Annotated in this window: 23 protein-coding genes; 13 read left to right on the top strand and 10 right to left on the bottom strand. The window is 62.1% G+C overall.

Annotated features, from left to right (window positions below; genetic code table 11):
* Positions 1–36: 36 nt before the first annotated feature.
* Together CAQU_RS04365 and CAQU_RS04360 are read left to right on the top strand one after the other, a co-directional pair.
* Positions 37–270 (top strand): phosphopantetheine-binding protein, encoded by a 234-nt coding sequence (locus CAQU_RS04365; RefSeq protein ID WP_075725557.1) that lies wholly within the window; start codon positions 37–39, stop codon positions 268–270.
* Positions 270–4,268, top strand: coding sequence for an AMP-binding protein (locus CAQU_RS04360; RefSeq protein ID WP_075725556.1), 3,999 nt, complete (start codon positions 270–272; stop codon positions 4,266–4,268). The genes CAQU_RS04365 and CAQU_RS04360 overlap by 1 nt, the downstream gene beginning before the upstream one ends.
* Positions 4,269–4,374: 106 nt before the next feature.
* Here CAQU_RS04360 and CAQU_RS04355 read toward each other — a convergent pair whose 3' ends face one another.
* Positions 4,375–5,523 carry a hypothetical protein gene (locus CAQU_RS04355; protein WP_075725555.1) on the bottom strand — a complete coding sequence of 383 codons (1,149 nt, stop codon included), beginning with the start codon at positions 5,521–5,523 and terminating at the stop codon, positions 4,375–4,377.
* A gap of 530 nt (positions 5,524–6,053) precedes the next feature.
* Here CAQU_RS04355 and CAQU_RS04350 point away from each other — a divergent pair.
* From CAQU_RS04350 to CAQU_RS04330, 5 genes are all read left to right on the top strand, one after another.
* On the top strand, positions 6,054–6,710 hold the full coding sequence (locus CAQU_RS04350; protein ID WP_075725553.1) for a TetR family transcriptional regulator: 657 nt from the start codon (positions 6,054–6,056) through the stop codon (positions 6,708–6,710).
* Between the two features lie 122 nt (positions 6,711–6,832).
* Complete coding sequence (locus CAQU_RS04345; RefSeq protein ID WP_075725552.1) at positions 6,833–8,422, top strand: MDR family MFS transporter; 1,590 nt, start codon at positions 6,833–6,835, stop codon at positions 8,420–8,422.
* 124 nt (positions 8,423–8,546) lie between these two features.
* Entirely contained in the window at positions 8,547–10,178 is a 1,632-nt protein-coding gene (locus CAQU_RS04340; RefSeq protein ID WP_075725551.1) for an MDR family MFS transporter, read from the top strand.
* 218 nt (positions 10,179–10,396) lie between these two features.
* Positions 10,397–10,894: a DUF2975 domain-containing protein gene (locus tag CAQU_RS04335; protein ID WP_075725550.1), complete on the top strand. Its 498-nt coding sequence runs from the start codon at positions 10,397–10,399 to the stop codon at positions 10,892–10,894.
* A gap of 3 nt (positions 10,895–10,897) precedes the next feature.
* A complete protein-coding gene (locus CAQU_RS04330; RefSeq protein ID WP_075725549.1) occupies positions 10,898–11,122 on the top strand; it encodes a helix-turn-helix domain-containing protein in 225 nt (74 codons plus the stop codon).
* Here the strand turns inward: CAQU_RS04330 and CAQU_RS04325 are convergent.
* The 4 genes from CAQU_RS04325 to CAQU_RS04310 form a co-directional block, all read right to left on the bottom strand.
* The gene (locus CAQU_RS04325; RefSeq protein WP_157108897.1) at positions 11,119–11,574 is read right to left on the bottom strand and encodes a hypothetical protein; all 456 of its coding nucleotides are present in this window, start codon (positions 11,572–11,574) and stop codon (positions 11,119–11,121) included. The genes CAQU_RS04330 and CAQU_RS04325 overlap by 4 nt on opposite strands.
* Positions 11,575–11,824: 250 nt before the next feature.
* A complete protein-coding gene (locus tag CAQU_RS04320) occupies positions 11,825–12,370 on the bottom strand; it encodes a GNAT family N-acetyltransferase (RefSeq protein WP_075725547.1) in 546 nt (181 codons plus the stop codon).
* Between the two features lie 222 nt (positions 12,371–12,592).
* Positions 12,593–13,273 (bottom strand): LGFP repeat-containing protein, encoded by a 681-nt coding sequence (locus tag CAQU_RS04315; RefSeq protein ID WP_075725545.1) that lies wholly within the window; start codon positions 13,271–13,273, stop codon positions 12,593–12,595.
* 431 nt (positions 13,274–13,704) lie between these two features.
* Entirely contained in the window at positions 13,705–14,568 is an 864-nt protein-coding gene (locus tag CAQU_RS04310) for a type 2 periplasmic-binding domain-containing protein (protein WP_075725543.1), read from the bottom strand.
* 236 nt (positions 14,569–14,804) lie between these two features.
* On the opposite strand from CAQU_RS04310, the gene CAQU_RS04305 reads away from it, so the two are divergent.
* Entirely contained in the window at positions 14,805–15,182 is a 378-nt protein-coding gene (locus CAQU_RS04305; RefSeq protein ID WP_075728376.1) for a DUF5997 family protein, read from the top strand.
* A 70-nt stretch (positions 15,183–15,252) separates the two neighbouring features.
* Positions 15,253–16,035, top strand: coding sequence for an alpha/beta fold hydrolase (locus CAQU_RS04300; RefSeq protein ID WP_075725541.1), 783 nt, complete (start codon positions 15,253–15,255; stop codon positions 16,033–16,035).
* 87 nt (positions 16,036–16,122) lie between these two features.
* On the opposite strand, the gene glyA is transcribed toward CAQU_RS04300, so the two are convergent.
* Positions 16,123–17,427 carry a serine hydroxymethyltransferase gene (gene glyA, locus CAQU_RS04295; RefSeq protein ID WP_075725539.1) on the bottom strand — a complete coding sequence of 435 codons (1,305 nt, stop codon included), beginning with the start codon at positions 17,425–17,427 and terminating at the stop codon, positions 16,123–16,125.
* Positions 17,428–17,584: 157 nt separating this feature from the next.
* Between glyA and coaA the strand changes: the two genes are divergently transcribed.
* Entirely contained in the window at positions 17,585–18,511 is a 927-nt protein-coding gene (gene coaA, locus CAQU_RS04290; RefSeq protein ID WP_075725537.1) for a type I pantothenate kinase, read from the top strand.
* A 120-nt stretch (positions 18,512–18,631) separates the two neighbouring features.
* Here coaA and CAQU_RS04285 read toward each other — a convergent pair whose 3' ends face one another.
* The 3 genes from CAQU_RS04285 to mca all read right to left on the bottom strand — a co-directional run bounded on the left by CAQU_RS04285 (position 18,632) and on the right by mca (position 20,848).
* Positions 18,632–19,402: an isoprenyl transferase gene (locus CAQU_RS04285; RefSeq protein WP_157108896.1), complete on the bottom strand. Its 771-nt coding sequence runs from the start codon at positions 19,400–19,402 to the stop codon at positions 18,632–18,634.
* A 143-nt stretch (positions 19,403–19,545) separates the two neighbouring features.
* Positions 19,546–19,815 (bottom strand): hypothetical protein, encoded by a 270-nt coding sequence (locus tag CAQU_RS04280; protein ID WP_075725533.1) that lies wholly within the window; start codon positions 19,813–19,815, stop codon positions 19,546–19,548.
* Between the two features lie 163 nt (positions 19,816–19,978).
* On the bottom strand, positions 19,979–20,848 hold the full coding sequence (mca, locus tag CAQU_RS04275) for a mycothiol conjugate amidase Mca (RefSeq protein ID WP_075725531.1): 870 nt from the start codon (positions 20,846–20,848) through the stop codon (positions 19,979–19,981).
* A gap of 411 nt (positions 20,849–21,259) precedes the next feature.
* On the opposite strand from mca, the gene CAQU_RS04270 reads away from it, so the two are divergent.
* From CAQU_RS04270 to CAQU_RS04260, 3 genes are all read left to right on the top strand, one after another.
* The gene (locus tag CAQU_RS04270) at positions 21,260–21,697 is read left to right on the top strand and encodes a DUF4307 domain-containing protein (RefSeq protein WP_075725529.1); all 438 of its coding nucleotides are present in this window, start codon (positions 21,260–21,262) and stop codon (positions 21,695–21,697) included.
* A 415-nt stretch (positions 21,698–22,112) separates the two neighbouring features.
* Positions 22,113–22,637, top strand: a complete 525-nt coding sequence (gene greA, locus CAQU_RS04265; protein WP_075725526.1) for a transcription elongation factor GreA — start codon at positions 22,113–22,115, stop codon at positions 22,635–22,637.
* Positions 22,638–22,803: 166 nt separating this feature from the next.
* Positions 22,804–23,307, top strand: a complete 504-nt coding sequence (locus CAQU_RS04260) for a hypothetical protein (RefSeq protein WP_075725524.1) — start codon at positions 22,804–22,806, stop codon at positions 23,305–23,307.
* Positions 23,308–23,619: 312 nt separating this feature from the next.
* Here CAQU_RS04260 and CAQU_RS04255 read toward each other — a convergent pair whose 3' ends face one another.
* Entirely contained in the window at positions 23,620–24,432 is an 813-nt protein-coding gene (locus tag CAQU_RS04255; RefSeq protein WP_075725522.1) for a Bax inhibitor-1/YccA family protein, read from the bottom strand.
* Positions 24,433–24,654: the final 222 nt, after the last annotated feature.

Here is a 24,654-nt window from a genome sequence, read left to right as displayed (position 1 = left end):
CTGCTGTGTTCGAATTTTTTGTGAGGTTTTTTAAAGATGTCTTTGTCCCCGGTGGAATTGCGTGCCGATGTGGCTGCCCTGTTGGGTGTGTCTGTTGAGGCGTTGGATGATGCGGCCCCTTTGACGGATCAGGGGTTGGATAGCATGCGGCTGATTACGTTGATTGAGCAGTGGCGGGCTAAGGGAACTGAGGTGGATTTTTTCACCATTAGTTCGCTGCCGTGCTTGCGCGATTGGGAGTCATATGTGTGCGGTGAGGGTTCGATCTGATGCTTTCTGCGACGTCGTGCCAGCGTTCTGTGTGGTTGGCTCATTGTTTGGCCCCTGATTCTTCGGCGATGTATTGCGCGGAGAAGATCACGTTTCCTGCGGGGGTGGACGTGGAGGTTGTGCGGGATGTGATTTCCTGGGCGACCGCCTCGTGTGCGGGGTTGACGGGCACCTATCGTTCAGATGGGGTGGATGTGGTGGTGGATGTGTCCGCCCCGCAGGCCCCGACTGTGGTGGTGGCTGCCCCGCAGGGTGAGGCGGAGCAGCGGGCGCTGGTGGAGGATTTCACGCATTATGTGCCGCGCAATCCGGAGCAGTTGCAGGGCCCGGATGTGTGCGCGCATCTGCTTTTTCCTTCATCTGCCGGGGTGACTTGGGTGATTCGTGCGCATCATGTGGCCGTTGATGGCTTTGTGATGTTTTCTTTTGTCTCCTGGGTGATTCGCTGCGTTGCGGCCACTATGGAGGGGGTTGGGTTACCGCCGTACCCGTTTGCTGATGCGGGGCAGGGAGATCATGGTGTGCCCAGTGAGCAGCAGGAGGTTGCGCTGGGCGAGCTGGAGCGGCGGTGGGCTGCGTTGGGCGCGCAGGAGTCGTCCCCGCCGGTGGTGATGGGTCGGCATCCGGTGGATGCGGTGACGGTGCGGGCCCGGGTGGCGTTGTCGAAGCAGGAGGTGGATCTTTTCCGCCGGTGCGCGCAGGAGCTGAACTGCAGCGAGTTTTCCCTGTTGAGTTGGGTGGTGGCGGATTATGCGCGGGGGTTGACTTTGCATGAGGGGCCGGTGGTGGTCGGCATGCCGCAGATGAATCGGGCGTTGGGGGTGCGGCCGGTGTGTGCGCCGCAGGTGACGGTGTCGCCGCTGCTTATTCCCTCCGGCCCGCTGGATGCGGCACTGTTGGCGCAGGTGGAGGCTGGGTTGCAGCTGGCGCGCAGTCTGGCTGGGGTGCCGGTGGAGGTGTTTCGGGCGCGGCTGCCGCGGGAGGATGCGTCGGCGGCGTTGACTGGGCCGAGTATTAATGTTCGCCCCTTCCCTGCCCGGGTGCCGATCGCCGGTGGCGTGGCCTGTATTGACACTTTGTGCGTGGGCCCGATTGATGATGTGGAGGTGATTTATCAGCCCACCGGTGCCGGTGCCGCGGAGCTTTTGGTGTTGTCGCAGGTGTCCCCGGAGCACCGGCAGCAGCAGGAGGAGGTGTTATTCGCGCATACTCGGCGGCTTGCCGGGATGATCAGGAGTATTGGCGTCTCCTGGGCTGCGTGTCCTAACCCGGCGCGCATTGATCTGCCGGCGCTGGTCGATGAGGAGGATATTGCCACGCTTGCCGGCACCATTGGCCGCCAGGAGGTCACTCCAGAGGCCACGATGCCGTTGCCGGCGCTGTGCCGGGCGCAGCGTGCCCGCCTGCACCGCGAGCAGCGCATGGATGATGATGCTTTGTGGTGGGATGGCGAGTGGATCACGTGGGCTGAGTTTTATCGCGCCGTGGATGGTGTGGTTTCTGTTTTTGCCGCCCACGGGGTGGAGCCTGGCGATAGGGTGGCGCTGATGCTGCCGCGTAGCCCCGCGTTGCTGTGCGCTATTGCTGCCTGCGCGTCCACTGGGGTGGTGTGGGTGCCGGTCGACCCGGATTTGCCGGAGTCCCGGCGCGCCTATATGGCGGAAAAGACCGCGCCGAGGCTGTGGCTGGTGGATTCTGCTGCGCGCGCGGAGGTTGCTTTTATTCCTGGCGGGTCTGCCGTGGTGGGCTTGGATGTGTCATCCCAGGCAGTGGTGGATGAGGCAGTGGTGGGTGCGGGCGTGGTGGATGCTGTGGCGGCAGCTGAGTTGTGTGAGCGTGGCTGTGCTGGGGTGGCCGCGGGCGATGAGGCGTATGTGTTGTTTACTTCTGGGTCGACGGGGTTGCCGAAGGCGGTGAGTGTGGGCCAGGAGGCTATTGCTAATCGGCTTGCTTGGCAGGCGGAGTTTTTGGGCCTTGATGCTGACAGTGTGTTGGTGCAGAAGACGTCGTGTGCGTTTGATGTGTCGGTGTGGGAGTTTTTGTATCCGGTGACTTTTGGGTTGCGGTGTGCGGTGGCGCCGGTGGATGCGCATCGTGATCCGGTGGTGTTGGGACGGGTGCTGCAGGCTGCGGGGGTGACGGTGTGTCATTTTGTGCCGTCGGCGTTGGGGGCGGCGTTGTCGGTGTGGGAGCGGCTGGGGGCTCCTGATGGTTTGTCGGTGGTGGTGACCTCTGGGGAGGCGTTGGAGCGTCATCATGTTGTGGGGGTGGCTGAGGTGTTGGGGGCGCGGGTGGCGAATTTTTATGGCCCGACGGAGGCTGCGATTGATGTGACGGCGTGTTGGGCGGATGAGTCGGTTGGGGTGGTGCCGATTGGTGATGCGGTGTGGCGGACTTCTGCGCTGGTGGTGGATGATTCTTGGCGGCTGACTCCGCCGGGTGGGGTGGGCCGGTTGGTGTTGGGTGGGGTGCAGGTTGCGCGTGGCTATGTCGATGATGTGGAGCGCACCGAGCGGGTGTTTTGTGAAGATCCCATTGCCTGGGGTGGTGTTGGTGCTGTGGCGGAGGTGCCGTGGTGGGCGCGGGGCCGTTTTTATGACACGGGGGATCTGGCGCGCCTGTCGGAGGATGGGTTGTTGTATGAGGGGCGCCGTGATGGTCAGGTGAAGTTGCGTGGCCAGCGTTTGGAGTTGGGCGAGATTGTGGCGCAGGCGCGCGCGGTTGCGGGATGTGCGGATGCTGCGTGTGTGCTGCGTGAGGTGTCTGGCCAGAAGCATGTTTGTTTGTATGTGGTGCCGGCGGTGGGGGTGGATGCTGTGGCGGCGGTGGATGAGGTGCGGGCTCATCTGGCGGAGGTGTTGCCGGCGTTTATGCTGCCCTCGGTGCTGGAGGCTATTTCTGCGGTGCCGTTGACGGTGTCTGGCAAGTTGGATCGGCGGGCGTTGCCCCCGGTGGCTGCGGTGGGGGCGCCTGATAGGACCGGTGGGGATCATGGTGTGGTGGGGGATCCGTTGACGGCGCAGGTGTGTGCGGTGATGGCGGGATGTGTGGGTCTGCCGCGCATGGCGCCGACGGCGAATTTCTTTGAGTGTGGGGGCACGTCCCTATCGGCCATTGAGGTGGCGGCCCAGTTGTCCGGGGTGGTGGGCCGCCAGGTGGCGATTGCTGATGTGTTTGCGCATCCGTGCCCACAGGATTTGGCGCGCTGTATTGCCGGTGAGGGGGATAGTTGGCAGGTGGCTGCGGCGGAGGTGTTGGTGTTGCGTCCTGGTGCTGGTGGGCGCCCGGTGGTGTGTTTGTATCCGGCGGGTGGTTTGGGGTGGGCTTATGCCGGGTTGGCGTCGTGGCTTCCGGCGGATCGCCCGGTGATTGCGGTGCAGGCGCCGGGTCTGGTTGCGGGGTCTGCGGCGTCGAGTATTCGGGATGCGTCGGCGCGGGCTGCCGCCCATGTGGCTGAGCTGGTTGCTGGTGGCGCCTACTCGTGCGTGGATGTGGTGGGCTGGTCTGTGGGCGGGGTGATTGCGCAGGATCTTGCGGCGACTCATCCTCAACTGGTGCATCGGGTGGTGTTGTTGGATGCGTATCCGGCGCCGGTGTGGCGGGATGTGGCTGCCCCGGGTGAGGGCGAGTTGTTGGAGGGGTTGTTGGCGATGGCTGGTGTGGCTGTGGACCAGCGCGATCCGGTGGTGTCTTTTGCGGATGCGGCGGATCGTTTGACGCGCAGTGGTGGGGTGTTTTCGCAGTTTCCGCGGGAGCGGATGTCGGCGATTTTGGGCTTGATTGCGCATCATGCGCAGATCATGCGGGCCCATGAGACACCGTTTTTTGATGGCCAGTTAGTGATGCTGCAGGCGGTGGATAATCCGCAGGGCTTGGATCCGCGCGCGTGGGAGGGGTTTGCTTCCGCGCTGGTGGTGCATGCGGTGGATACGGATCATCCGGGCATGGTGTCGCCGCAGTGTTTGCGCTTTGTCGCCGAGGAGGTGTTGTCCCCTTAGGTATGTGGCTTTGCGCCCGGGTGCTGGTGTGGTGCTCGGGGCGCGCCTTCGCTGGCGGTGGGGTGTGTGGTGTTTCGCCTCACCGCCGCAGGCTAGCTGTGGTGGGTTAGGGCTTTAAGCCTTGTGGGGTCAAGGTGAAGTGCCCGCCGGGCCAAGTGCAGTCAACGACGGCGTTGCCCGTAGTGCAGGTGGCGGTGGGGTTGCCGAGTTGGGCTTGGCCGGTGGGTGGTGTTGCGGGTTTTTTGTCGGGGTTGATGTCGCTGTTGTTCCAGACGAAGGAGTCGGTGACAGTCAGGCAGGCTTGGTTGTTTTCGCCGTTGATGATGACGGTGTTGGTTTTGCTTTCGTCGCGCCCGGCAAAGATGCCGCACTGGTTGGGGGCGTTGTCCCAAAAGCCGCCGTCGGTGCGGGAGCATTCGAAGCTGCCCGGGGTTACACCGGGCGCGGTGCCGCCGCAGGTGAAAAAGTGGGTGGGGTCGGTAAAGAGAATGTTGCCGTTGGCGGTGGTGATGGCGGTGTTTTGGGGGTTGGTGCCCGCGGCTTGTTGGCCGCCGTGGGCGCTTAGGCCTTCGGGGATCTGTCCGAGCGGGACAGCTTTGCCCAGCACGGACATGGTGGTACAGCCGGGCTGTTTGGTTTCGCCGACTTCTTGCGCGGTGCCGCTTGCCACGTCGATGTGTTTGATGGTATCGACCGCACCGGTGGCGTTTGAGCAGTCGCGTTGTTCGTAGACGTCGAAGCGGGGGCCACCGACGTGATCGACGCGGGCCCGCCCGGAGGGGAAGGCGTGTTCGGCGATGCGTTTGTTGCCCTGGAAGAACACGGCGCGGGGTTCGAGCCAGTTCGCGGAGCTGGAGCCGGGGTTATCGACGGGGCCGCGGACGATGAGTGCGAAGGAGTAGTCGGCGCACGCGTCGAAGTCGGTGGTGACCAGTTCCCAGGGCAGCATCGTGTTGCTGGGGTCGATGTTGGCAAGCTCTAGGATTTCGGGTGCGGTGGGGTTGATTCCGCAATTGTCGGCGTTGTCGGTGATTTTTGCCTGGGGTGCGCCGGGCTCTGATTGTCCGGGGGCTGCGGGCTGTGCGGGTTGTGCACCGCGGGTGACGGTGACGACTGCGGTGGATTTTTGCGGTGTGTTGACACTTAAGTGCCCGCAGGAGCTGAGAGATAGCGCAGCGATGGTGGTGAGTACAAGGGTGGGAAGGATGCGCCTGAAGGTGTGGGGGTGTGGGTGCCGGTGGCGGTGCGGGGTCATGGTCGTCCTTCCCGAAAGTGTGGTGGGTGGCTATCGGTGCGCGGGGGTGGTGGCGTGTTGGTTTTGGCGGGTGTTTTTGCCCGGATTATGTGGGGATTGTGTGGGGTTGTGTGGGTTTGTGTGTAGTTGTGGTGCACGTGGAGCACTGGCGGCGTGTTTGACCCGTTGGCCTTAAAGCTGGCGGGGTTGCCTGGTCGCTATTTACTGCTATTCGTGCTGCGTATAAGACTAATGGGCGGGTTGAACCTGGTTTTAGATTTTCCTAACCCCGGGGGTAGTGCGGGCAGGTGCGTTGCCCATTGTCGATGGGTACGGCGTCGCCGTGGGCAAATTTTTCTATCGCAGACAGTGACCCGCCTCGCGCGCGGGCGATGATGTGAGGTTCACGCGTGGGGGTGGTGACGTATATGCGCAGCACAATAGCTATTTGTGGCCTGTCTTACATGGCGGATGAAGGGTTGGAAAATTCACACTTTATGCACCGGGTAAATTTTTGCACCGGGTGCAAGTTTGCACTAGGTTTACCCTTCGTGAAGGAAGAAAACGTCAGCTTGAGGGAAACCAAACGCCGCGCCACCCGGGCGGCCATCGAAGACCACGCCACCCGCCTGGTGCTGGAACGCGGCTTCGATGCGGTCACCGTGGACGACATCTGCCAGGCGGCCGGGGTTTCCAAGCGCACGTTTTTTAACTACATGGAATCCAAGGACACCGCCGTGATCGGCCCGGCACCCACTCCCCTAACCCAGGAGGAAATGGAGCGCTTCGCCGCCGACGAACACGTGCCCCTGCTTCCCGCGCTGATCGATATGGCGCTAAAAAATATCAGCAATAACTCGGGCACCGACGGCAAGATCCTGCGCCGCCGGAAGGCGATTCGCCAAAACCATCCCCGCCTGGTCTTTGACCGCATGGCGTCGTTTAACGAGGCCCACGATTCCTACGCACAAGCGATTGCCTCCTATTTGAACAGTCATCCCCACCAGCGCCAGATGCCCGATGAGGACGTCTTTGCTGAAGCCCGCAGTTGGCTGATGGCCACCACCAGCTGTTTGCAATTGGGCATGCATCACTGGCTTGCCAGCGACAACGAGTCCTTCGAGGCGCTCACCGATTACTGCCACCGGGCACACACCCACTTAGAGGCCATTACCTCCGCGCACCACAAACCCCAGGCGGAGCCTTAAAGCACTACTACTGCCACCCACAAAGTGCCCCCACGGGGCGCCGGCGAAAACAGCAGCCGCATTGTCATTTTTCTTTTTCCCACCGACTTTCTTTTAAAAAAAAGGATCTCTAGGCACCCGATATGACCACGAAGACGACACACAACACCACCGCAGCCCCCGGCACGCCCCCCTATGCCCCACAGCGGGATGAAAAACAGGGACGCGTGTCCCTAATCTTTATCGCCCTGATGCTGACCATGCTGATGAGCAGCCTGGGCCAGATGATCTTCTCCACCGCGCTGCCCACAATCGTCGGTGAGCTCGGCGGGGTGGACCACATGACGTGGGTGATCACCGCCTTCCTGCTGGGCCAGACGATCTCCTTGCCGATCTTCGGCAAGCTCGGCGACATGCTGGGCCGCAAATGGCTGTTCATGTTTGCCGTCAGCCTCTTTATTGTCGGCTCCATTTTGGGTGGCCTAGCCACCAGCATGAGCCTGCTGATTGCCGCCCGCGCCGTCCAAGGTGTCGCCGGCGGCGGCATGATGATCCTTTCCCAGGCCATCATCGCCGATGTGGTTCCCGCCCGCCAGCGCGGCAAATACATGGGAGTGATGGGCAGCGTGTTCGGCGTGTCCAGCGTGCTCGGCCCGGTGTTGGGCGGCTGGTTCACCGACGGCCCCGGCTGGCGCTGGGGACTGTGGCTGAACGTGCCCCTGGGCATTATTGCCTTAATCGGCATCTTCAGCTTCCTGCACCTGCCGCGCCGCCAAAGCCCCGGCAAAACCGACTGGCTGGGCATGGTCACCATGGCCATCGCCACCACCGCCCTGATCCTGGTCATCACCTGGGGTGGAAACGACTACGACTGGACCTCCGGCACCATCATCGGGCTGGCAATCGTGGCCGTGGTTTTCGCCGCGATCTTCGTGGCCGTGGAACTCAAAGCCACCAACCCGCTGATCCCCATGCAGCTGTTTAGCACCCGCAACTTCACCCTGACCACCATCGCCGGGCTTGCTGTGGGCGTGTTCATGTTCGGCTCCCTGGCGTATGTGCCCACCTACCTGCAGATGGTGCACTCCATGACCCCCACCACCGCCGGACTGATGATGATCCCGATGATGGCCGGCATGATGGGCACCTCCATCGTGGTCGGTAACCTGGTCACCCGCACCGGCAGCTACAAGTGGTACCCGGTCGTGGGTCTGCTCGTCGTCGCCGTCGCCCTGGTGCTGCTCAGCCGCCTGGAGGCCACCAGCAGCCTGTTCCACGTCGGCGTGTGCCTGTTCGTCCTCGGCTTCGGTTTGGGCTGCGCCATGCAGATCCTGGTGCTCATCGTCCAAAACTCCTTCCCCATCACCATGGTGGGTACCGCGACCGCCGCCAACAACTTCTTCCGTCAAATCGGCGGCGCCATCGGCTCCGCCTTCGTCGGTGGACTGTTTGTCTCCAATCTGCACACCGAAATGGCCAACAACCTCCCCGCCGCCATCGCCAGCCTGGGTCCGGCCGGCGCGCCAATCGCCCAACAGCTCGGACAGGGCGGCAGCGGCCACCTCACCCCCTCCCTGGTCGCCGAGCTCCCCGAGGTCGTCCGCCACGCCATCGACGTTTCCTACAACGACGCCCTGACCCCGGTGTTCCTGCTGCTAGCACCCCTGGCAGTCATCGCCGCCCTCATCCTCACCCAGGTGCGCGAAGACACCCTCAAGGACACCGTCGAATAGGCGTCCACCGACGCTGCCACGGCCTTTTCCCTCTTTCCGCGCTGCAGCACACCAGCCTGTGCTGCAGCGCGAGCTATCACCCCCGCATCCCTATCCCCACGCACGGAAGCTATAGCCCCGCACCATGGCACTGACCAAGAAAAACAAAGCCGCCACCGACGGCTATGTCTCCACCATCACCCCGGAAGAAAACCGCCGCATCTGGTGGATCCTATCCGCACTGATGACCGCGATGCTGCTCGCCAGCCTCGACCAAATGATCTTCGCGACCGCCCTGCCCACCATCGTCGGTGATCTTGGCGGCGTCGACCACATGATGTGGGTCATCACCGCCTACCTGCTGGCAGAAACCGTCATGCTGCCCATCTACGGCAAGCTCGGCGACCTCATCGGCCGCAAGGGCCTGTTCATCGCAGCGCTCAGCATCTTCCTGCTGGGCTCTGTCATCGGCGGCTTCGCCCACACCATGGGGCTGCTCATCATTGGCCGCGCCGTCCAAGGCATCGGCGCCGGTGGCCTGATGATCCTGTCCCAGGCCATCATCGCCGACGTGGTACCCGCCCGTGAGCGCGGCCGCTACATGGGTGTCATGGGTGGCGTATTCGGTCTATCCGCAGTGCTTGGCCCGCTGCTCGGCGGCTGGTTCACCGAAGGCCCCGGCTGGCGCTGGGCATTTTGGATGAACCTGCCCATCGGCGCCATCGCCATCGCCGTGGCCCTGATCAAACTGGACATCCCCCCTAAGAAGTCCCAGTTCCGCTGGGACTACGCCGGCACCCTGTTCATGATCATCTCCGCCTCCTCACTGATCCTGTTCACCACCTGGGGCGGCAACCGCTACGACTGGTCCAGCCCACAGATCCTCGGCCTGGTTGCCGTCTTCATCGTCAGCGCTATCATCCTCGCCGTGGTGGAAACCCGCGTGGCCGACCCGCTGATCCCGCTGAGCTTCTTCGCCAACCGCAACTTCCTGCTGACCACCGCCGCCGGCCTGGTCATCGGTATCACCATGTTCGGCGTGCTGGGCTATTTGCCCACCTACCTGCAAATGGTGCACGAACTCGACGCCACCAAAGCCGGCTACATGATGATCCCCATGATGGCCGGCATGATGGGCACCTCCATCTGGTCGGGTAAGCGCATCACCACCACCGGCACCTACCGCGCCTACCCGCTGGTCGGCATGGTCGTCGTGTTTATCGCGCTCGTGCTGTTCCACCGCCTCACCCCGGCGACCTCCCTGGTCGCTATCGGCGGCTACCTGTTTATTCTCGGCGTGGGCCTGGGCCTGTGCATGCAGGTGCTGGTCCTCATCGTGCAAAACACCATGCCGCTGGAAGTCGTCGGTAACGCCACCGCGGTGAACAACTTCTTCCGCCAAATCGGCGCCTCTTTAGGTTCCGCACTGGTCGGTGGCCTGTTCGTCGGCAACCTGCGCGGACTACTGCCCGATCGCCTCGCCGAGGCCATGCGCGCCCTGCCGCCGGCAGCACAGCAGCAAGCCCAAGCCCACGGCATCGACCCGAACCAGATCACGCCGGCCGCCGTCTCCCACCTACCTGGCCCCATCAAAGACGCCTTCATTGGTGCCTACAACGACGCGCTGACCCCGGTGTTCCTCTACGTCATGCCGATGGTCGTCATCGCCTTCATCCTGCTGGCGTTGGTCAAGCACGAGCCGCTGCGCACCCACACCATGGATGCCGGCCCCGCAGCCACGCCCGACAAGCAGCCGGCCAGCACCGAAACCGCCTAGAGGTAAAAGCTAGGTTTTCTCCCCCAGTTGCCTTCCGCGCCCGCCGCCCGCACCCCCACCGGTGCTCGCGGCGGGCGCGCCATTTTTTCGCTTTCCCCTTATACATCCCACCGCGCCGCATACCGTGGGGATTGACACTATGAAAACCCTTGCCACATCATATCGTTAAACGATATGCTTACATTGTTTTTCGATACGTCTTCCGCAAGGGATAGGCCATGCAAACCACAGCACACACGCAAACGCGCACCCGGCCCCACACCGCCACCTTCATCACCCTGCACATCCTGCTCGGGCTGCTCATGGCCGGCGGAATCATCTGCGGGATCTTACTTACCGTCGCCGCCGACGACGCCCGCGCGACCATGCCGGAAGCCGCCCACCTCTACTGGCCGCTCCTGCTCATCGGCGAACTCATCGTGGTCTGCGGGGAAGTCTTCCTCTTAAGCCTTTGGCTATTGGTTCTCCGGGTCCAGCGCAGCCGTATCTTCGACCCCCGCTCTTTTGGCATCGTCAACGTCCTGGCAGCATCGGCCTTTATCGCCGCGGCACTCTCCCTGACCGCCACCTTCACCGTCTCCGGCACTTCGATTCTCGGCGGGTACACCACCGGGCTCGCGGTCGTACTGCTAGCACTCGGCCTAACCATCCGAGTCATGAAATACCTGCTCGTCCAGGCCAGCGAAAACCAACGCGAACTTGCGGGCGTGATCTAAACCATGCCCATCGAGGTTCGTCTCAACGTGGTGATGGCGGAGAAAAACATCGGAGTTGCCGAACTCGCCGACGCCATCGGCATTACCCCCGCCAACCTATCCATCCTGAAAAATAACCGCGCCAAGGCCATCCGCTTTAGCACCCTGCAAGCCCTCTGTGCAGCCCTCGACTGCACCCCCGGAGACCTATTGCACTACACGCCCGACGCACCGCCGCCAGCCGCCTAGTGCAGCAAAAGACTCGCTGCAATTGTCGGCTGGGCCTGCAGGGGCTGGCCGGCAGCGCGTGCATCCACCACCACGCCCACCCGCGCCTGATCGTCGGCGATCAGCCACAGCAGGCCTGAATCTTGTCCGTCCTCGCCAAAGTGGAACTGCATTTCCTCAACGGTGGCGTGTTCGCCGAGCTCCCGCTGGGCCGGCTGCCCGGGCTGGTAGCCCTCGAATAGCATCGCCAGCGCGGAATGCACAATCACCCGCACGCTGTCCGCGCTTTCCACCGTTCCCAACTCGCCGGCCAGCACTTGCTCCACCACGGCGCCATCCACGCTGCGCTCCCAGGTGGAGGTAAACGGCCCCCACCCCTCGCGCTGACGGGCGGGGGTAAAACCGGCCGGTAGCTCGAAGTTCAGCGGGCCTAATTGCACGGCTTGGGGCTGATCTAGGACAACCTGTGCCACCCCGGCGCCCACATCACTGTCAGCTCCATCAGGTGGGCCCGATGCAGCACAGCCACAAAGCGCCAGTGCCATCAGGATCACCGGCAGCCCGGCAGATAACCTGGGACGTCGAAAAACCTGTGACACGAAAAATCCTGACGTTTGAAAAACGGATACAAGAAAACCCCGGGCAAGCCTCGCACGAGGCGACTGTCCGGGGATCACGCAGAAGGGGGCTAGTCCCCCATTTTTTGTTCAAAACCTTGAGGTTTTATGCCTCGTGTGCGGCCTTGCCGTCGGGTTTGGGCAAGAGTTTTTCCCACACATCGGTATCGCGCCACTGTCCGGCGAGCTCCCCGTAGGGCATTTTCGCCATGTGGGAAAAGGTGCCGACCTTTTCGAATCCGCGGGAGGAGTGCAGCGCAGCCGAGCCTTCATTTTCGGGGAAGATCCAGGAGTGAATAGCCCACTTGCCCAACTCTTCGCAGGCCTGGATGAGGCGATCCAGCAGCGCGCCGGCGACACCGCGCCCGCGAGCACCGGGGTGAATGTAGATGGAGTCTTCGACCACCCCGTGGAAGACCTCGCGCTGGGAGACCGGTGCGGCGGACACCCAACCCAACACGGTGGTGTTGTCTTCTTCCTCGACGGCGACGAAGACGGTGTCCATGATCTTTTTGTTTTGGAATTGCTCCCAGGTCGGCGCGTGACGCTCGAAGGTGGCGTGCCCGGTGTCGAGACCGTGTTCGTAGATCTCTTGCACCTGCGCGTAATCGCTCTGCTCGAGCGGACGGATAATAAACCGCTTGTCTGACATGCCCGCCATTGTGCCAATGTTGCAAGCCCCCGTGCAACACCAACCCCGGAGTTTTGACAATTGCTGCAATAAGTTTCGCTTTAGCGTGCTCTAGCTGGGGTAAAACGACTGAAAACCCCGGCTGTGCGGGGGCAAAAACGCGCGGTTTTTGGCCCACCCTCACATAGCCGGGGTCAAGCGCACAGCAGGTGTGCTGCGCCTAAAGAAGAGTCAGTCGAGTTCTTAGGCGACGACTGCGTGCCACTCGCCGGTTTCGGCGTTGGTCCAGGTGATGGTGCCGTTCTGGAACTGCTGGGTCCAGCCTTCACCGTCGGTGGAGGTCATCTCCGGTGCGGTCGGCAGGCCGATGGGGTTTTCGAAGCCGCCGTCCTTGAACCAAGTGTCGGCAATCATGCCCTTGAGCAGCACGGCGCCGGTGTCCTTGCCGTAGATGATCGAGTCGCCACTGCTGAAGTTGATGACGTAATCCTCTCCATTACGCTCCACGACCTCAGTGATAGCGCCCAGCTCGCCGGACTCTGCACCGTACTTCTCCCACTCGTTCTTGGCAGCCTCGGGGATTTCAACCTCAGCGCCCTGGGCGTCGGTGACCTTGGTCAGCTTGGCGGAAAGCTTGTCAGCCTCGTCCTTAGCGGCGTCGGCAGCCTTGTCAGCGCCGTCCTTGACCTTGTCGGCAGCGTCCTTAGCGGCGTCGCCGGCCTTGTCGGCACCATCCTTGGCAGCCTCGCCAGCCTTATCAGCGCCGTCCTTAGCAGCGTCGGCACCGCTCTTGGCAGCATCGGAAGCGCCGGCGGCGACCTTGTCGGCGCCGTCCTTGACGTCGTCGGTGGAGCAGGCAGCCATGCCCATGGACAGAGCCACGGCGGTGGTGGCGGCGGCGATGCGAAGTGCAGTCTTCTTCATGAAAAGTCCTTAAAAGTTGTCAGCAGTTTTTGAAAATGTGCTCTGAATAAGTATGCCACAGCTCCAGGGACTATGCGTTTTTGTGATTAATAGCACGGTTTATATTCGCGTTCGCTGTTATCACATGATCTACCCGACTAAGGTCTCACTTAAGGATAAAAGACCTTGTAAAAGGTATCTTTTCGACGCTTCTCCCCGGAAAACGCCGCCGAACACACACCTTGGCGGGGGTAAAATTAACCCCTTTTTAGCACCCCCGCTGAGGTGGATATCTCACCGGCCTCGGATGCATATTCGTCAATCCTTGTTGAAAATCCGGCGGCTGTTTCCGCCCTCAGCATCACCGAAAATGTCTCCGGGTCTACTCCAGGAAAACTGTGTGAGTCTTTCCGTGGCGCGACCCACACTGCCCCGGCAGGCGCATCGAGGTCTTAGCGTCGCCTGCCCCGAGTATTTCTCTTAGCTGCCCGGCGCGCCCCGGATCGTGGTGAGCTCGATGCGCGTTGCTGATCTTTTTTCCCGCCACGGCTGGTGGCTTTGGCGTTCGGCTTCTTTTTCCCTGTGGCAGCGGGTGCCTGCGCGGTGCGCGATGAACTTTGTTTGCGGCCGCGGGCAATTCCGACGAAGTCTTGGATGCTGTCGCAGTCGTCGTCGCGCAGCCACGCCAGGGCGATGGTGGTCGGCGCTGCGCCGTGAAAGTCCCTCGCTTCGGTGTCTTTGTTGTTCAGGCTGCGAAAAAGCGGGCGGGGACCGATGGCCACGCCCACATTGGCTGCGACCACGAGCACGGCTTCCCGCACGGCTCGCACGTCAACGGGGCCGTCGGCGGTGGGCTCGTACATGATGGTCTCATCGGCAATGTCTGCCCGACTCAGCGTGTCCAGGAGGGTCAGCTCGTTGTCTTTGGGCAGCAGCACCCCGGGCTGTTCCTCGTAGAGGCGCACCAGGTGGATGCGTTGTTCCTCGAGTGCTGCGCTGATCCGGGGATCCGGCAGACGCACCAGGGCGATCGGCAGCTGTGGTGGCCGCGGTGCTGCGGGCTGCTCCCCTTTCGCGGCACCCCCCAGGTCCTTGTGGGGGTCATCGCCGGTGGAATCGGGGTTTTCAGCGGGCTGCGCGCCTTGTGGGGTTGACTCGCACACAGCCTGCGCGTCTGGGTCGCTGGCTGCCATGAGTGCGGCGAAGGCATCATCGCGTTCGACCAGGGTGATTGCCCCTAGCCCCCGGTCTTCAAAGCGGTTCACCCACTTCGACGGAGTGGTGCCTTTGGCAAAGATCAGTGTCAGCCGTTCCATGGCTTATAAGTATAGGGGCGGGTGGTGGCTGCCCTCGGCTCGCTTGGGTTCAACCTGCGGGTGGGCGACTGGTTTTTCTTCGCATTTCTACAGCTGGTCTTCTTGGCACTACCACCGGGGTGGGGCCGGAAGGTGCTACCGTTTCGGTTATGACTGACGTATCTGCGAGCACCGAGACCAACCAGCAATCCGACGACGCCGACCACAGCTTGGCGACTCCCGCGTCCTCTCAGCGCATGAAGCCTGCGACGGCCGCGAAGAAGCTGGGGCTTTTCCTCCCGGCGACCCCGCAGGAATTCCAGGACAATGCGCTTTCCCACGAGGAGTTCGTGGCCTTGCAAACCGACCCGCCGCAGTGGCTGTCTGAACTGCGCCGCACCGGCCCGCACCCGCGTCCCGTGGTGGCCCAAAAGCTGGGCATCACCATCGCTGCCCTCAAGCGCAACGACATGGATAAGCCGCTGACCACCGCCGAGATCAAAGCGCTACTGGAGGATCAGCCGGACTGGCTTCGCGCAGCCCGCACCCAACTGGCGGAGGAACGCGACGCCGCTGCGCAACGCCAGGCCAGCGCCGAAAAAGCCCAGGCCGAGCGCGACGACGCGCAAGCTTAAAAACCCCGCACAGCCCGCATTATCACCCCGGCTTAAAGACTGCTTTTTCATCATTTTCTAGGAGGTCGATGTGTCCACCCCCACCACCATTTTGCACACTGAGATTTTCGGCGACGCCACCAAACCCACCCTGGTTTTTGTCGGCTCCTTGGGCTCCAATATTTCGATGTGGCAGCCACAGCACGAACTGGAAGACCGTTTCCGCATCGTGTTGGTCGACCTGACCGGCCACGGCGCCTCCCCGGTGCCCCCGGCGCCGTACACCATCGACCAGATGGCCGACGATGTGATGGCCACCCTGAAGCAGAAATACGACATCACCCACGCCAGCTTCGTCGGACTTTCTATTGGCGGCGCAATCGTGCAATCGCTGCTCACCCGACACGCTCACGCTGTCGACTGCGCCGTTCTTGCCTGCACCGCCGCGAAGTTCGGCACCCCTGACACGTGGCAGGAACGCATTGATACTGTCCGCGAGCAGGGCGTGTCCGCGCTGGCGGCCGGGGTAGCACAGCGCTGGTTTACCCCGCCTTTCGGCGAGCAGGGCTACTACGAGCGCTACACCGAGATGATTTCGCAGACCGCTGCTGAGGGCTACATCGGCTCGGCTTCTGCCCTGCAGTACTTCGATTCCCACGAAGCACTCGCCGCGGTGAAGCAGACTCCGGTCCTGGTGATCAGCGCGGCTGATGACCAGTCCACCACCCCGGAGGTGTGCCAGGACTTGGCTGACTCCATCGAACACGCCCAGTTCGTCAGCATCGACAACGCCGCCCACCTGGTCAACATTGAGCAGGCCAAAGAGTTCAACGAAACAGTCTCGCGCTTCGTCTCTGAGCACGCGCGGCTCTAAGAGCACCCGTTCGGCTTCACCGCACAAAGGTCGGCCCCAACATCGCCTGATGTTGGGGCCGACCTTTTGCGTCAGATCAACGTCGAATTACTCGACGATGCGCCACTGCTCGAGGTTCTCGTACAGCGGGTAGTCGGCAGCGAGCTTGGTGACGCGTGCGCGCAAGCTATCAACGTCAGCGTTCTTGCCGGCGGCCAGTGCGGTGCCGATGATGTCGGCAACCTCGCTAAAGCCAGCAGCGTCGAAGCCACGGGTAGCCAGCGCCGGGGTACCGATGCGCAGACCGGAGGTCACCATCGGCGGACGCGGGTCAAAAGGCACGGCATTGCGGTTGACGGTAATGCCCACGGCGTGCAGCAAATCCTCGGCCTCCTGGCCGTTCATCTCACTGTTGCGCAGGTCGGCCAGCACCAGGTGCACGTCGGTGCCGCCGGTGAGCACGTCCACACCAGCGTCAGTGCAGTCCTTCGCGGTCAGGCGCTCAGCCAGCAGGCGCGCGCCTTCGAGGGTGCGCTCCTGGCGCTCCTTGAACTCCTCAGATGCCGCGATCTTCATCGCCACAGCCTTACCAGCGATGGCGTGCATCAGCGGGCCACCCTGCTGGCCCGGGAAGACGGCAGAGTTGAGCTTCTTCGCCCACTCCTGCTTAGCCAAGATCATGCCGGAACGCGGACCACCCAGGGTCTTGTGCACGGTGGTGGACACGACATCGGCGTGCGGCACCGGGGAGGGGTGCAGGCCGGCAGCGACCAGGCCTGCGAAGTGAGCCATATCCACCCACAGCTTCGCGCCAATCTCATCGGCGATAGCGCGGAAGGCAGCGAAGTCCTGGTGGCGCGGGTATGCAGACCAACCAGCGATCAGCACCTGCGGCTTTTCCTTGAGCGCCTGCTCCCGGATGGCGTCCATGTCCAAACGCATGGTCTTCTCATCCACCCCGTAGGCTGCGACCTCATACAGGCGGCCGGAGAAGTTCAGCTTCATGCCGTGGGTGAGGTGACCACCGTGGGCCAAGGACAGGCCCATGATCTTCTCCCCCGGCTCCGCCAAAGCCATCAGCACAGCCGCATTAGCCTGGGCGCCGGCGTGCGGCTGCACGTTAGCGAACTCCGCACCAAACAGCTCGCAGGCACGCTTCTTGGCGAGATCCTCGATGATGTCGACGTTTTCGCACCCGCCGTAGTAGCGGCGGCCCGGGTAGCCCTCGGCGTACTTGTTGGTCAGGATCGAACCCTGGGCCTGCAGCACAGCGCGCGGCACAAAGTTCTCGGAAGCGATCATTTCCAGCGTGTCACGCTGGCGGGCAAGCTCACCGCCGATGGCTTCCGCCACCTCCGGGTCGAGCTGAGATAGGGGCTGATAGCGGAGATCCGCACTGCGAGCATCGGTCATGAGGTGGCCTTTTTAAACCTTTCGGTCGTGCCCCTGCGTCAACAAGACCTCGTCGACACCGGGCTATGAAAGAATGCCCCTGCATGATAACCGCGCCACGGGAAAAAACGGCAATGATTGCGGGTGATGTGGGCACCCCCGTGCCACAATAGAACCTATGTCTAGGCCGCAAGAGTTCAGCCCATATCTCGACTTCGATCGAGAATCCTGGCATCGCCTCCGCGAAAACATGCCCCAGGTGCTGACCCACGAAGAAGTCCTCACGCTGCGCGGTATCGGCGAAAACGTCGACCTGAAGGAAGTCGAAGAGGTCTACCTTCCGCTGTCTCGTCTCATCCACCTCCAGGTCAAAGCCCGCCAAGAACTCTTCCGCGCCACCGCCACCTTCCTCGGCTCCGACGTGGAACACGTGCCCTTCATCATCGGCATCGGCGGTTCCGTCGCCGTCGGCAAATCCACCACCGCCAGGCTTTTGCAAGTTCTGCTCCAGCGGTGGGAAAACCACCCCCGCGTCGACCTGGTCACCACCGACGGCTTCCTCTACCCCACCGAGGAACTCGAAAAGCGCCGCATCCTCAACCGCAAAGGCTTCCCCGAGTCCTACGACCAGCGCGCCCTGCTCCGCTTCGTCACCTCCGTCAAAGCCGGCACCCCGCACTGCACCGCCCCGGTGTACTCCCACACCCTCTACGACCGGGTGCCGGACGAATTCGTCGACGTCGACCGGCCCGACATCCTCATCCTCGAGGGCCTCAACGTGCTCCAAACCGGGCCCACCCTGATGGTGAGCGACCTATTCGATTTCTCCGTCTACGTCGACGCCCGCACCGCCGACATCGAACAGTGGTACATCGACCGCTTCCTGCAGCTGCGTTCTACCGCCTTTTCCAAACCTGGGGCACACTTTTCCCACTACAAAGACCTCAGCGACCAGCAAGCGCGGGCAGTGGCCCGCGAAATCTGGCAGTCCGTCAACCTGCCCAACCTGATCGAAAACATCCTGCCCACCCGCGTACGAGCCTCATTGATCATGCGCAAAGACTCCAACCACCAAGTCGACCGGGTACGGCTGCGCAAAATCTAGCCCCACCCAGCACAGCCCCCAAAAACAGGACCCCAAAGCAGAGCACAAAAAATCCCGGCACCTGAACTTTTGCCCCCTTCGAAAAAGGGAAAAGAAGGTGCCGGGATGAAAGCTTTAAGGCTACTTGCCGAAACGGCGAGTGCGGTTGGCGTAGCTGCGCAACGCCCGCAAAAAATCGATCTTTCGAAACGCCGGCCAATAGGTGTCGGTGAACCAGATTTCCGAATACGCGGCCTGCCACAACAAAAAGCCCGACAGACGCTGCTCACCAGAGGTACGAATCACCAGATCCGGATCCGGCTGCCCGGAGGTGTACAAGTGCTTAGAGATCGTCTCCACGCTGACCTTATCGCGCACATCCTCGGCACTATCGCCCTGCTCGGCGGATTCCTCAATCAACGAGCGCACCGCATCGACGATTTCCTGACGGCCGCCATAGCCCACCGCCACATTCACCGCGACACCAGTATTTGCGTCGGTGTCGCGCACCGCATCCAACAAACGCTGATGCACATAGTCAGGCAATAGATCCAGGTGACCAACCAGCCGCACCCGACAATTAGTCTCCGGGGCGGCCAGCTCGGCCACCACGTCACAAATAATGTCGAACAGCAACTGCAGCTCATCGCTCGTGCGCTGCAGGTTTTCGGTGGACAGCAGGTAGACGGTGACGAGATTGACGTCGGTTTCGGCACACCACCGCACCATCTCACCAATCTTGCGGGCACCGACGCGATGCCCGTGGCTGACATCTGCGAAGCCAGCTTCACGTGCCCAGCGTCGATTGCCATCGCACATGATGGCGATGTGGTCTGGATGCGGGCGACCGGAAATCTCACGGCGCAGCCGGGCTTCGTAGACCGGGTAGAGCAACTTGGGCAAAAACTTCACGGTTTTTAGTCTAGCGGCAAGCACCCCCGGCGGGCGCAAGGGTGACCCCTTTTACTACCAGCCACCCACAATCGCCACCACAGGCAGCGGAAATAAACAAAAACCGCACCCGAAAAACGGGTGCGGATCACAGAGGCAAGAAATTAAATCCAGCGCAGCTTCTCAGTCGGCGCCAGGCCCTGGGCCTTCATCGCCGCATCGATGGCTTCAATATCGAAGGGATCCAGGCCCTCGGCCTCCGCGAAAGCACGCCGGCGCGACATGGCCTTAATGCGCTTGGACACAGACCACGACAGGTAAAGCACAACAGCCAGCAAGATCACGATGATGAACAGGCCCACCGGCGAGGCCTTGCCGAATTCGCTGCCGATCTGTGCGCCGCGTTCGGCCTGTGCCAGAAGTTCAAAGGTCATGGCTTAGAAGACTACATCTTTCGCTACGAGGGAAGCATCGCTACAGTGCGTCAACCCATGGGTGAGGTGCGTATCCCATGTTCTCACACTCGCCCGCCCTTCGCCTATCTTTGGCACCGCACCGCACCGAAGGCCAGATACGCTGCGGGGGAGACAGCTGGGGTTAAGCCTCGATCCCGGCGAAAAGATCGTCTTCCGGAATAGAGGTCGTCACCCGGGTCTGCGCCAACTCGAATTCCTCGGTCGGCCACAGGCGGCGCTGAGTCTCCAAGTCGGTGGCGAAGAAGGTGCCGGCCGGATCGATCTGGGTGGCGTGGGCGCGCAACGCCTCATCGCGGGCTTCGAAGTAGTCAGCGCATTCAATCTGGGTGGTCACTCGCGCCATGATGTCCGCACGGTTGGTCTTCCACCGCTGCAAAAACTCCGCGTAGGGGCTTTCCAAGCCCTGCTTGATGAACTCCTCGTGGAAGATCTCCAACCGCTGCCGAATAAATCCGTGGGTGTAGTACAGCTTGAGCGGGCTGAAAGGCTCGCCGGCCTCCGGGTAGAAATCTGCATCGCCGGCGCGCTCCCACGCCAGCATCGACACCTCGTGCACTTTCAGGTGATCCGGGTGCGGGTAGCCACCGTTTTCGTCGTAGGTGATGATCACCTGCGGCCGGAACTCGCGAATAATGCCCACGAGCTTCTCGGTGACCTCATCGGAATCAGCCAAGGCAAAGCAGCCCTCGGGCAGCGGCGGCAAAGGATCGCCCTGCGGCAAACCGGAATCGACATATCCCAGCCAGCGGTGGCTGATGCCCAGCGCCCGCGCTGCATTGGCCATCTCCTGTTTGCGCAAAGCGGCGATATCGTCGATTTCCTCGGCGTTGAGCCCCGGATTGAGCACATCGCCGCGTTCACCGCCGGTGCACGTCACGACCAACACGTCAGCACCTTCAGCAACGTAGCGGGCCATCGTTGCTGCGCCCTTGGAGGATTCATCATCCGGGTGGGCGTGGATTGCCATGATTCGCAGGTTCGACGTCGACATGGTCGTTACCGGCCTTTCACAAAACGGTGTTCGCGCCCAGCGTGTGGGCGAGGAAAACATTCAACAATGGACAGAGTAGTCTATTTTCTACCCTGCACCTAGAAAGCCCCACAAGCAGGACAAACACCCCAAACCCAACGACGAACAGACACCACCGCCATCCCACGAAGACCCGGGAAAAACTCGGGTTGGGCGACACCTGCATGGCCTCAAGCCAAATTTCTCCCACAGGCAACCCCCTCCTCTACTGCCCACAATTCCCACCGCGCCCGTTTAGTGACATACCCTAGAAAGCACCAACGGTCGCCGACATAGGAAACCAGGCCACACCGCGCACCCGGTGCATGCCCGCCTATGACCCGGCCGCCACCTGTTGTGAAGTGCTGAAGTGTAAAGGACTCCGCCACCACCATGGCTGCTCGCACCCGATCCGCCCGCTACGACTCCCCCGCCAAAGAGTCCGGAAATGCCTCCGGCAAAATTGTCGCCGTTCTGGCCGTCATCGTCGCCGTGATCGCCGTGGTGGTGATCTGGCAGTACTTCCAAGCCCGCCAGTCCATTACCATTTCCGCCACCCCCGGCGGCTTTGAGCGCACCAACGACACCACCTTGCTGCTCAACGTGGACGTCACCCGCAAAAACACCGACGTTGACTCCTACTGCATCGTCACCGCCCAAAACTACAACGTCGAAGAAGTCGGCCGCCGCGAATTCATCATTCCCGCCGGCGGGCCCAAGGTGCAGCGCTTCCAGGTCGAAATCCCCAGCCGCGAAATGCCCGTGGCGGGTCGCGTGTACGGGTGCAGCGAAAACCCGCCGCACTACCTCACCGACTTGGCCCGCCCCTAGCCTTTCCGCACCGATAACCCACCCCCGGCTGCTCGTCCAACGAGTGTCCGGGGGTTTCCCATATGCCTCCCCCTTGCCTGCCGAAACGGGTAGATGGCTGTGTTAGAATGTGGCCAGTTTGCCGTACTTTTGTGCGGTGTCGTGTGGCCCCACCGGCTGCGCGCATTCACGACGCCGACCGCGCCCGCCCACACCAACGGCGACGCGGATCAAAGCGCCATGGGTGCGCACCAGCTAGTGTCGGGGCTTTTTGTTGACAAGCCCGCCAGGCCACCCAACAAAAAGCCCGGTGCGCACGGGCCACGACAACTCCCCCTTTGACCCCGCCACTACCCCAGGCCACCCCAGCCGGTGACCGAAGTGGCGCGGCGCAAGGACTTTTTCACTTTTCCCCTTCTTTTCAAGGACAGCGAACATGGCAGATAACCAGAAGCAGTACATCACCCCGGAAACCAAGCAGAAGCTTGAGGCTGAGCTCAACGAGCTGATCGCCCACCGCCCGGTTGTTGCTGCCGAGATTAACGAGCGTCGTGAGGAAGGCGACCTCAAGGAGAACGCCGGCTACGACGCAGCCCGCGAAATGCAGGACCAGGAAGAGGCCCGCATTAAGCAGATCTCCGAGATTCTGGCCAACTCCACCACCGAGCGTTCCGGCATCGAAGAAGGCGTCGCAGTGGTCGGCTCCGTCGTGCACGTCTACTACAACGGCGACAAGGAGCAGAAGGAGACCTTCCTCATCGGTACCCGCGCCGCCGCCTCCGACAACAAGGACCTGGAGACCTACTCCGAGCAGTCCCCGCTTGGCCAGGCCGTCCTCGGCGCCCGCGAAGGCGAAACCCGCGAGTACTACGCCCCCAACGGCCGCCAGCTGTCCGTCACCATCGTCACCGCAGAGCCGTACAACTCCGAAAAGTACGCCGCGCTGCGCGACAACAACTAAAACCCCACAGCTTCCTGCGCCCACTCACCCACAGCGCACGAACTCACGTTGGGTCGTTTTGCCCAAGGTATCGCGGCGGGGACAACCATCCCTCGCCGAGAACATCCCGCAGCAAACACGGCCACGACTCCACTGCCCCATCCCACCTTCACGGAGTTTCACCCTCATGAAAAATCGCGTTCTTGCCGCCGGCATCGGCGTTGTCGCCCTCGCAATCGCAGCTTGCTCCCCTCCCGGGGAAGTCGATAGTGACAAGTTCGTCGACACCGCAACCGGCGTCGCCAAGCCCACCGTGACCAGCACCGCTGCCGCCTCCAGCGACAGCAAGGAGACCACCACCTCCACTGCTGCTACCTCCACCGCAGCAGCTGACAGCGATCTGCCGGGCTACATCAACTGCGTCGGCACCCCCGAGCAGCGCCCCGACGAAATCTCCCTGGCCTGCGGCGACAACAACGACGTGCTGCGCGACATCAAGTGGACCGACTGGACCGCAACTTCGGCCGCTGGTACCGCCACCCGCGTCACCAACGACTGCCTGCCGAACTGTGCTGACGGCAAGACCGTCAACAAGCCGGGCGTGAAGGTTGTTCTGTCCAACCCCTTCGAAACCGTCAACGGCGCATCCTTCACCCAGGTCGCCATCGACGGCGTCGTCGTTCTCCCCTAGCCCGCACAAGGCTCGAAGGCTGCAAACCTCCACATAGCGCGCTACACACCGCGCGCTAGGAGATACAAAGCCAGAACCACAGCCGCCTGCCTCCCACAGTGGAGGCAGGCGGCTTTTCGGTCTTCGCATCATCTACCAGCCCCCAACCCCGCAAACCACCTACCACGAATCAAGAACCCCTGGGCATCACTTACCCACACCCGCCCGTACAACAGGGCCTGAGATGGCGCCAGGGTGGCTAGCAGCCAAGCATGCAAAAAGGAGTGCCCCGAGGAATAAAACCTCGGGGCACTCCTGCGAGCTACTAGCTGCTTAGCGGCTCTGGAAGTACGACAAGAAGCGCAGGATCTCGGTGTACAGCCACACCAGGGTCACAGCCAGGCCAAGGGCGACGCCCCATGCCATGTTGGCCGGAGCCTGGGCGCGCACCAGCGCATCAGCCTGATCGAAGTCGGTCAGGAAGGACATTGCTGCCAAACCGATGCAGACCAGCGAGAACAGGATAGCGATCGGGCCACCGTTGGTCAGGGGGTTGTTACCGGTGAACATGAACAGCACCAGGTTGCCCAGGGACAGCACCACCACACCAATAATCATGGAGGAGATGATGCGGGTCAGGCGCGGGGTGACCTTCACGATGCCGTTTTTGTAGACAAACAGCATGCCCAGGAACACGCCGAGCGTGCCCAGGATCGCCTGGCCAATGATGGCGCTGGTCTGACCGCTGAAGAAGAAGGAGATACCACCGACGAACAAGCCCTCGAAGGCAGCGTAAATCAGGGTGACAGCGGCGGAACCGTACTTACGGCCGAAGCTGGCAACCATCACGGTGATCAGGCCACCGATCATGCCAACGAACATCAAGATGTTGGCCAAAGCGGGGCTCTGAGTGCCGAGGAAGAAAGTGACGATGGCACCCAGGATGATGACACCAAGAGTGATGCCAGTCTTGGTCACCACATCGTCGTGGGTCATGGCGCGGCTGGTGGGAGCCAGCGGCTGGCCGGGGACTGCACCGTACTGGTTGAAGGACTCAGCCTGGCCGTAGCCAGCCTGGGTGTACGCCTGCGCCTGACCGCGAGAGTTTTTGGTCAAAGAGCTAAAGACGGGATTTGAACTGCGCACGTCGCGCGTTTCCTTTCGACTGTGTAAGAGGAAGAAAAAGTTGTTTTCGATACCCCAAGCTGCTGCCCCACCGATTCATCGCACGTGGTGTGAATCCTGGTGTGCGGCCCTTGTGGGCCGCATTCGTGGGGCGAGGTTTCACCCTGGTGGGCAAACCGTGTCAATGACTGTGCCAATTCAGCACACGCCGGGGTTTTTCCGTGCGTGACGCTTAGAGTATCG

Source organism: Corynebacterium aquilae DSM 44791 (assembly GCF_001941445.1).
GTDB classification, from domain to species: domain Bacteria; phylum Actinomycetota; class Actinomycetes; order Mycobacteriales; family Mycobacteriaceae; genus Corynebacterium; species Corynebacterium aquilae.
The sequence above is the reverse complement of the archived record's forward strand: the minus strand, read 5'-3'. Positions and strand labels throughout refer to the sequence as shown.

Bases quoted from the DNA above. Each gene is read 5' to 3' on its own strand.
- CAQU_RS04365 (WP_075725557.1), top strand. From the start codon at position 37: ATGTCTTTGTCCCCGGTGGAATTGCGTGCCGATGTGGCTGCCCTGTTG.
- CAQU_RS04360 (WP_075725556.1), top strand. From the start codon at position 270: ATGCTTTCTGCGACGTCGTGCCAGCGTTCTGTGTGGTTGGCTCATTGT.
- CAQU_RS04355 (WP_075725555.1), bottom strand. From the start codon at position 5,523: ATGACCCCGCACCGCCACCGGCACCCACACCCCCACACCTTCAGGCGC.
- CAQU_RS04345 (WP_075725552.1), top strand. From the start codon at position 6,833: ATGACCACGAAGACGACACACAACACCACCGCAGCCCCCGGCACGCCC.
- CAQU_RS04340 (WP_075725551.1), top strand. From the start codon at position 8,547: ATGGCACTGACCAAGAAAAACAAAGCCGCCACCGACGGCTATGTCTCC.
- CAQU_RS04335 (WP_075725550.1), top strand. From the start codon at position 10,397: ATGCAAACCACAGCACACACGCAAACGCGCACCCGGCCCCACACCGCC.
- CAQU_RS04330 (WP_075725549.1), top strand. From the start codon at position 10,898: ATGCCCATCGAGGTTCGTCTCAACGTGGTGATGGCGGAGAAAAACATC.
- CAQU_RS04320 (WP_075725547.1), bottom strand. From the start codon at position 12,370: ATGTCAGACAAGCGGTTTATTATCCGTCCGCTCGAGCAGAGCGATTAC.
- CAQU_RS04315 (WP_075725545.1), bottom strand. From the start codon at position 13,273: ATGAAGAAGACTGCACTTCGCATCGCCGCCGCCACCACCGCCGTGGCT.
- CAQU_RS04310 (WP_075725543.1), bottom strand. From the start codon at position 14,568: ATGGAACGGCTGACACTGATCTTTGCCAAAGGCACCACTCCGTCGAAG.
- CAQU_RS04305 (WP_075728376.1), top strand. From the start codon at position 14,805: ATGAAGCCTGCGACGGCCGCGAAGAAGCTGGGGCTTTTCCTCCCGGCG.
- glyA (WP_075725539.1), bottom strand. From the start codon at position 17,427: ATGACCGATGCTCGCAGTGCGGATCTCCGCTATCAGCCCCTATCTCAG.
- coaA (WP_075725537.1), top strand. From the start codon at position 17,585: ATGTCTAGGCCGCAAGAGTTCAGCCCATATCTCGACTTCGATCGAGAA.
- CAQU_RS04280 (WP_075725533.1), bottom strand. From the start codon at position 19,815: ATGACCTTTGAACTTCTGGCACAGGCCGAACGCGGCGCACAGATCGGC.
- mca (WP_075725531.1), bottom strand. From the start codon at position 20,848: ATGTCGACGTCGAACCTGCGAATCATGGCAATCCACGCCCACCCGGAT.
- CAQU_RS04270 (WP_075725529.1), top strand. From the start codon at position 21,260: ATGGCTGCTCGCACCCGATCCGCCCGCTACGACTCCCCCGCCAAAGAG.
- greA (WP_075725526.1), top strand. From the start codon at position 22,113: ATGGCAGATAACCAGAAGCAGTACATCACCCCGGAAACCAAGCAGAAG.
- CAQU_RS04260 (WP_075725524.1), top strand. From the start codon at position 22,804: ATGAAAAATCGCGTTCTTGCCGCCGGCATCGGCGTTGTCGCCCTCGCA.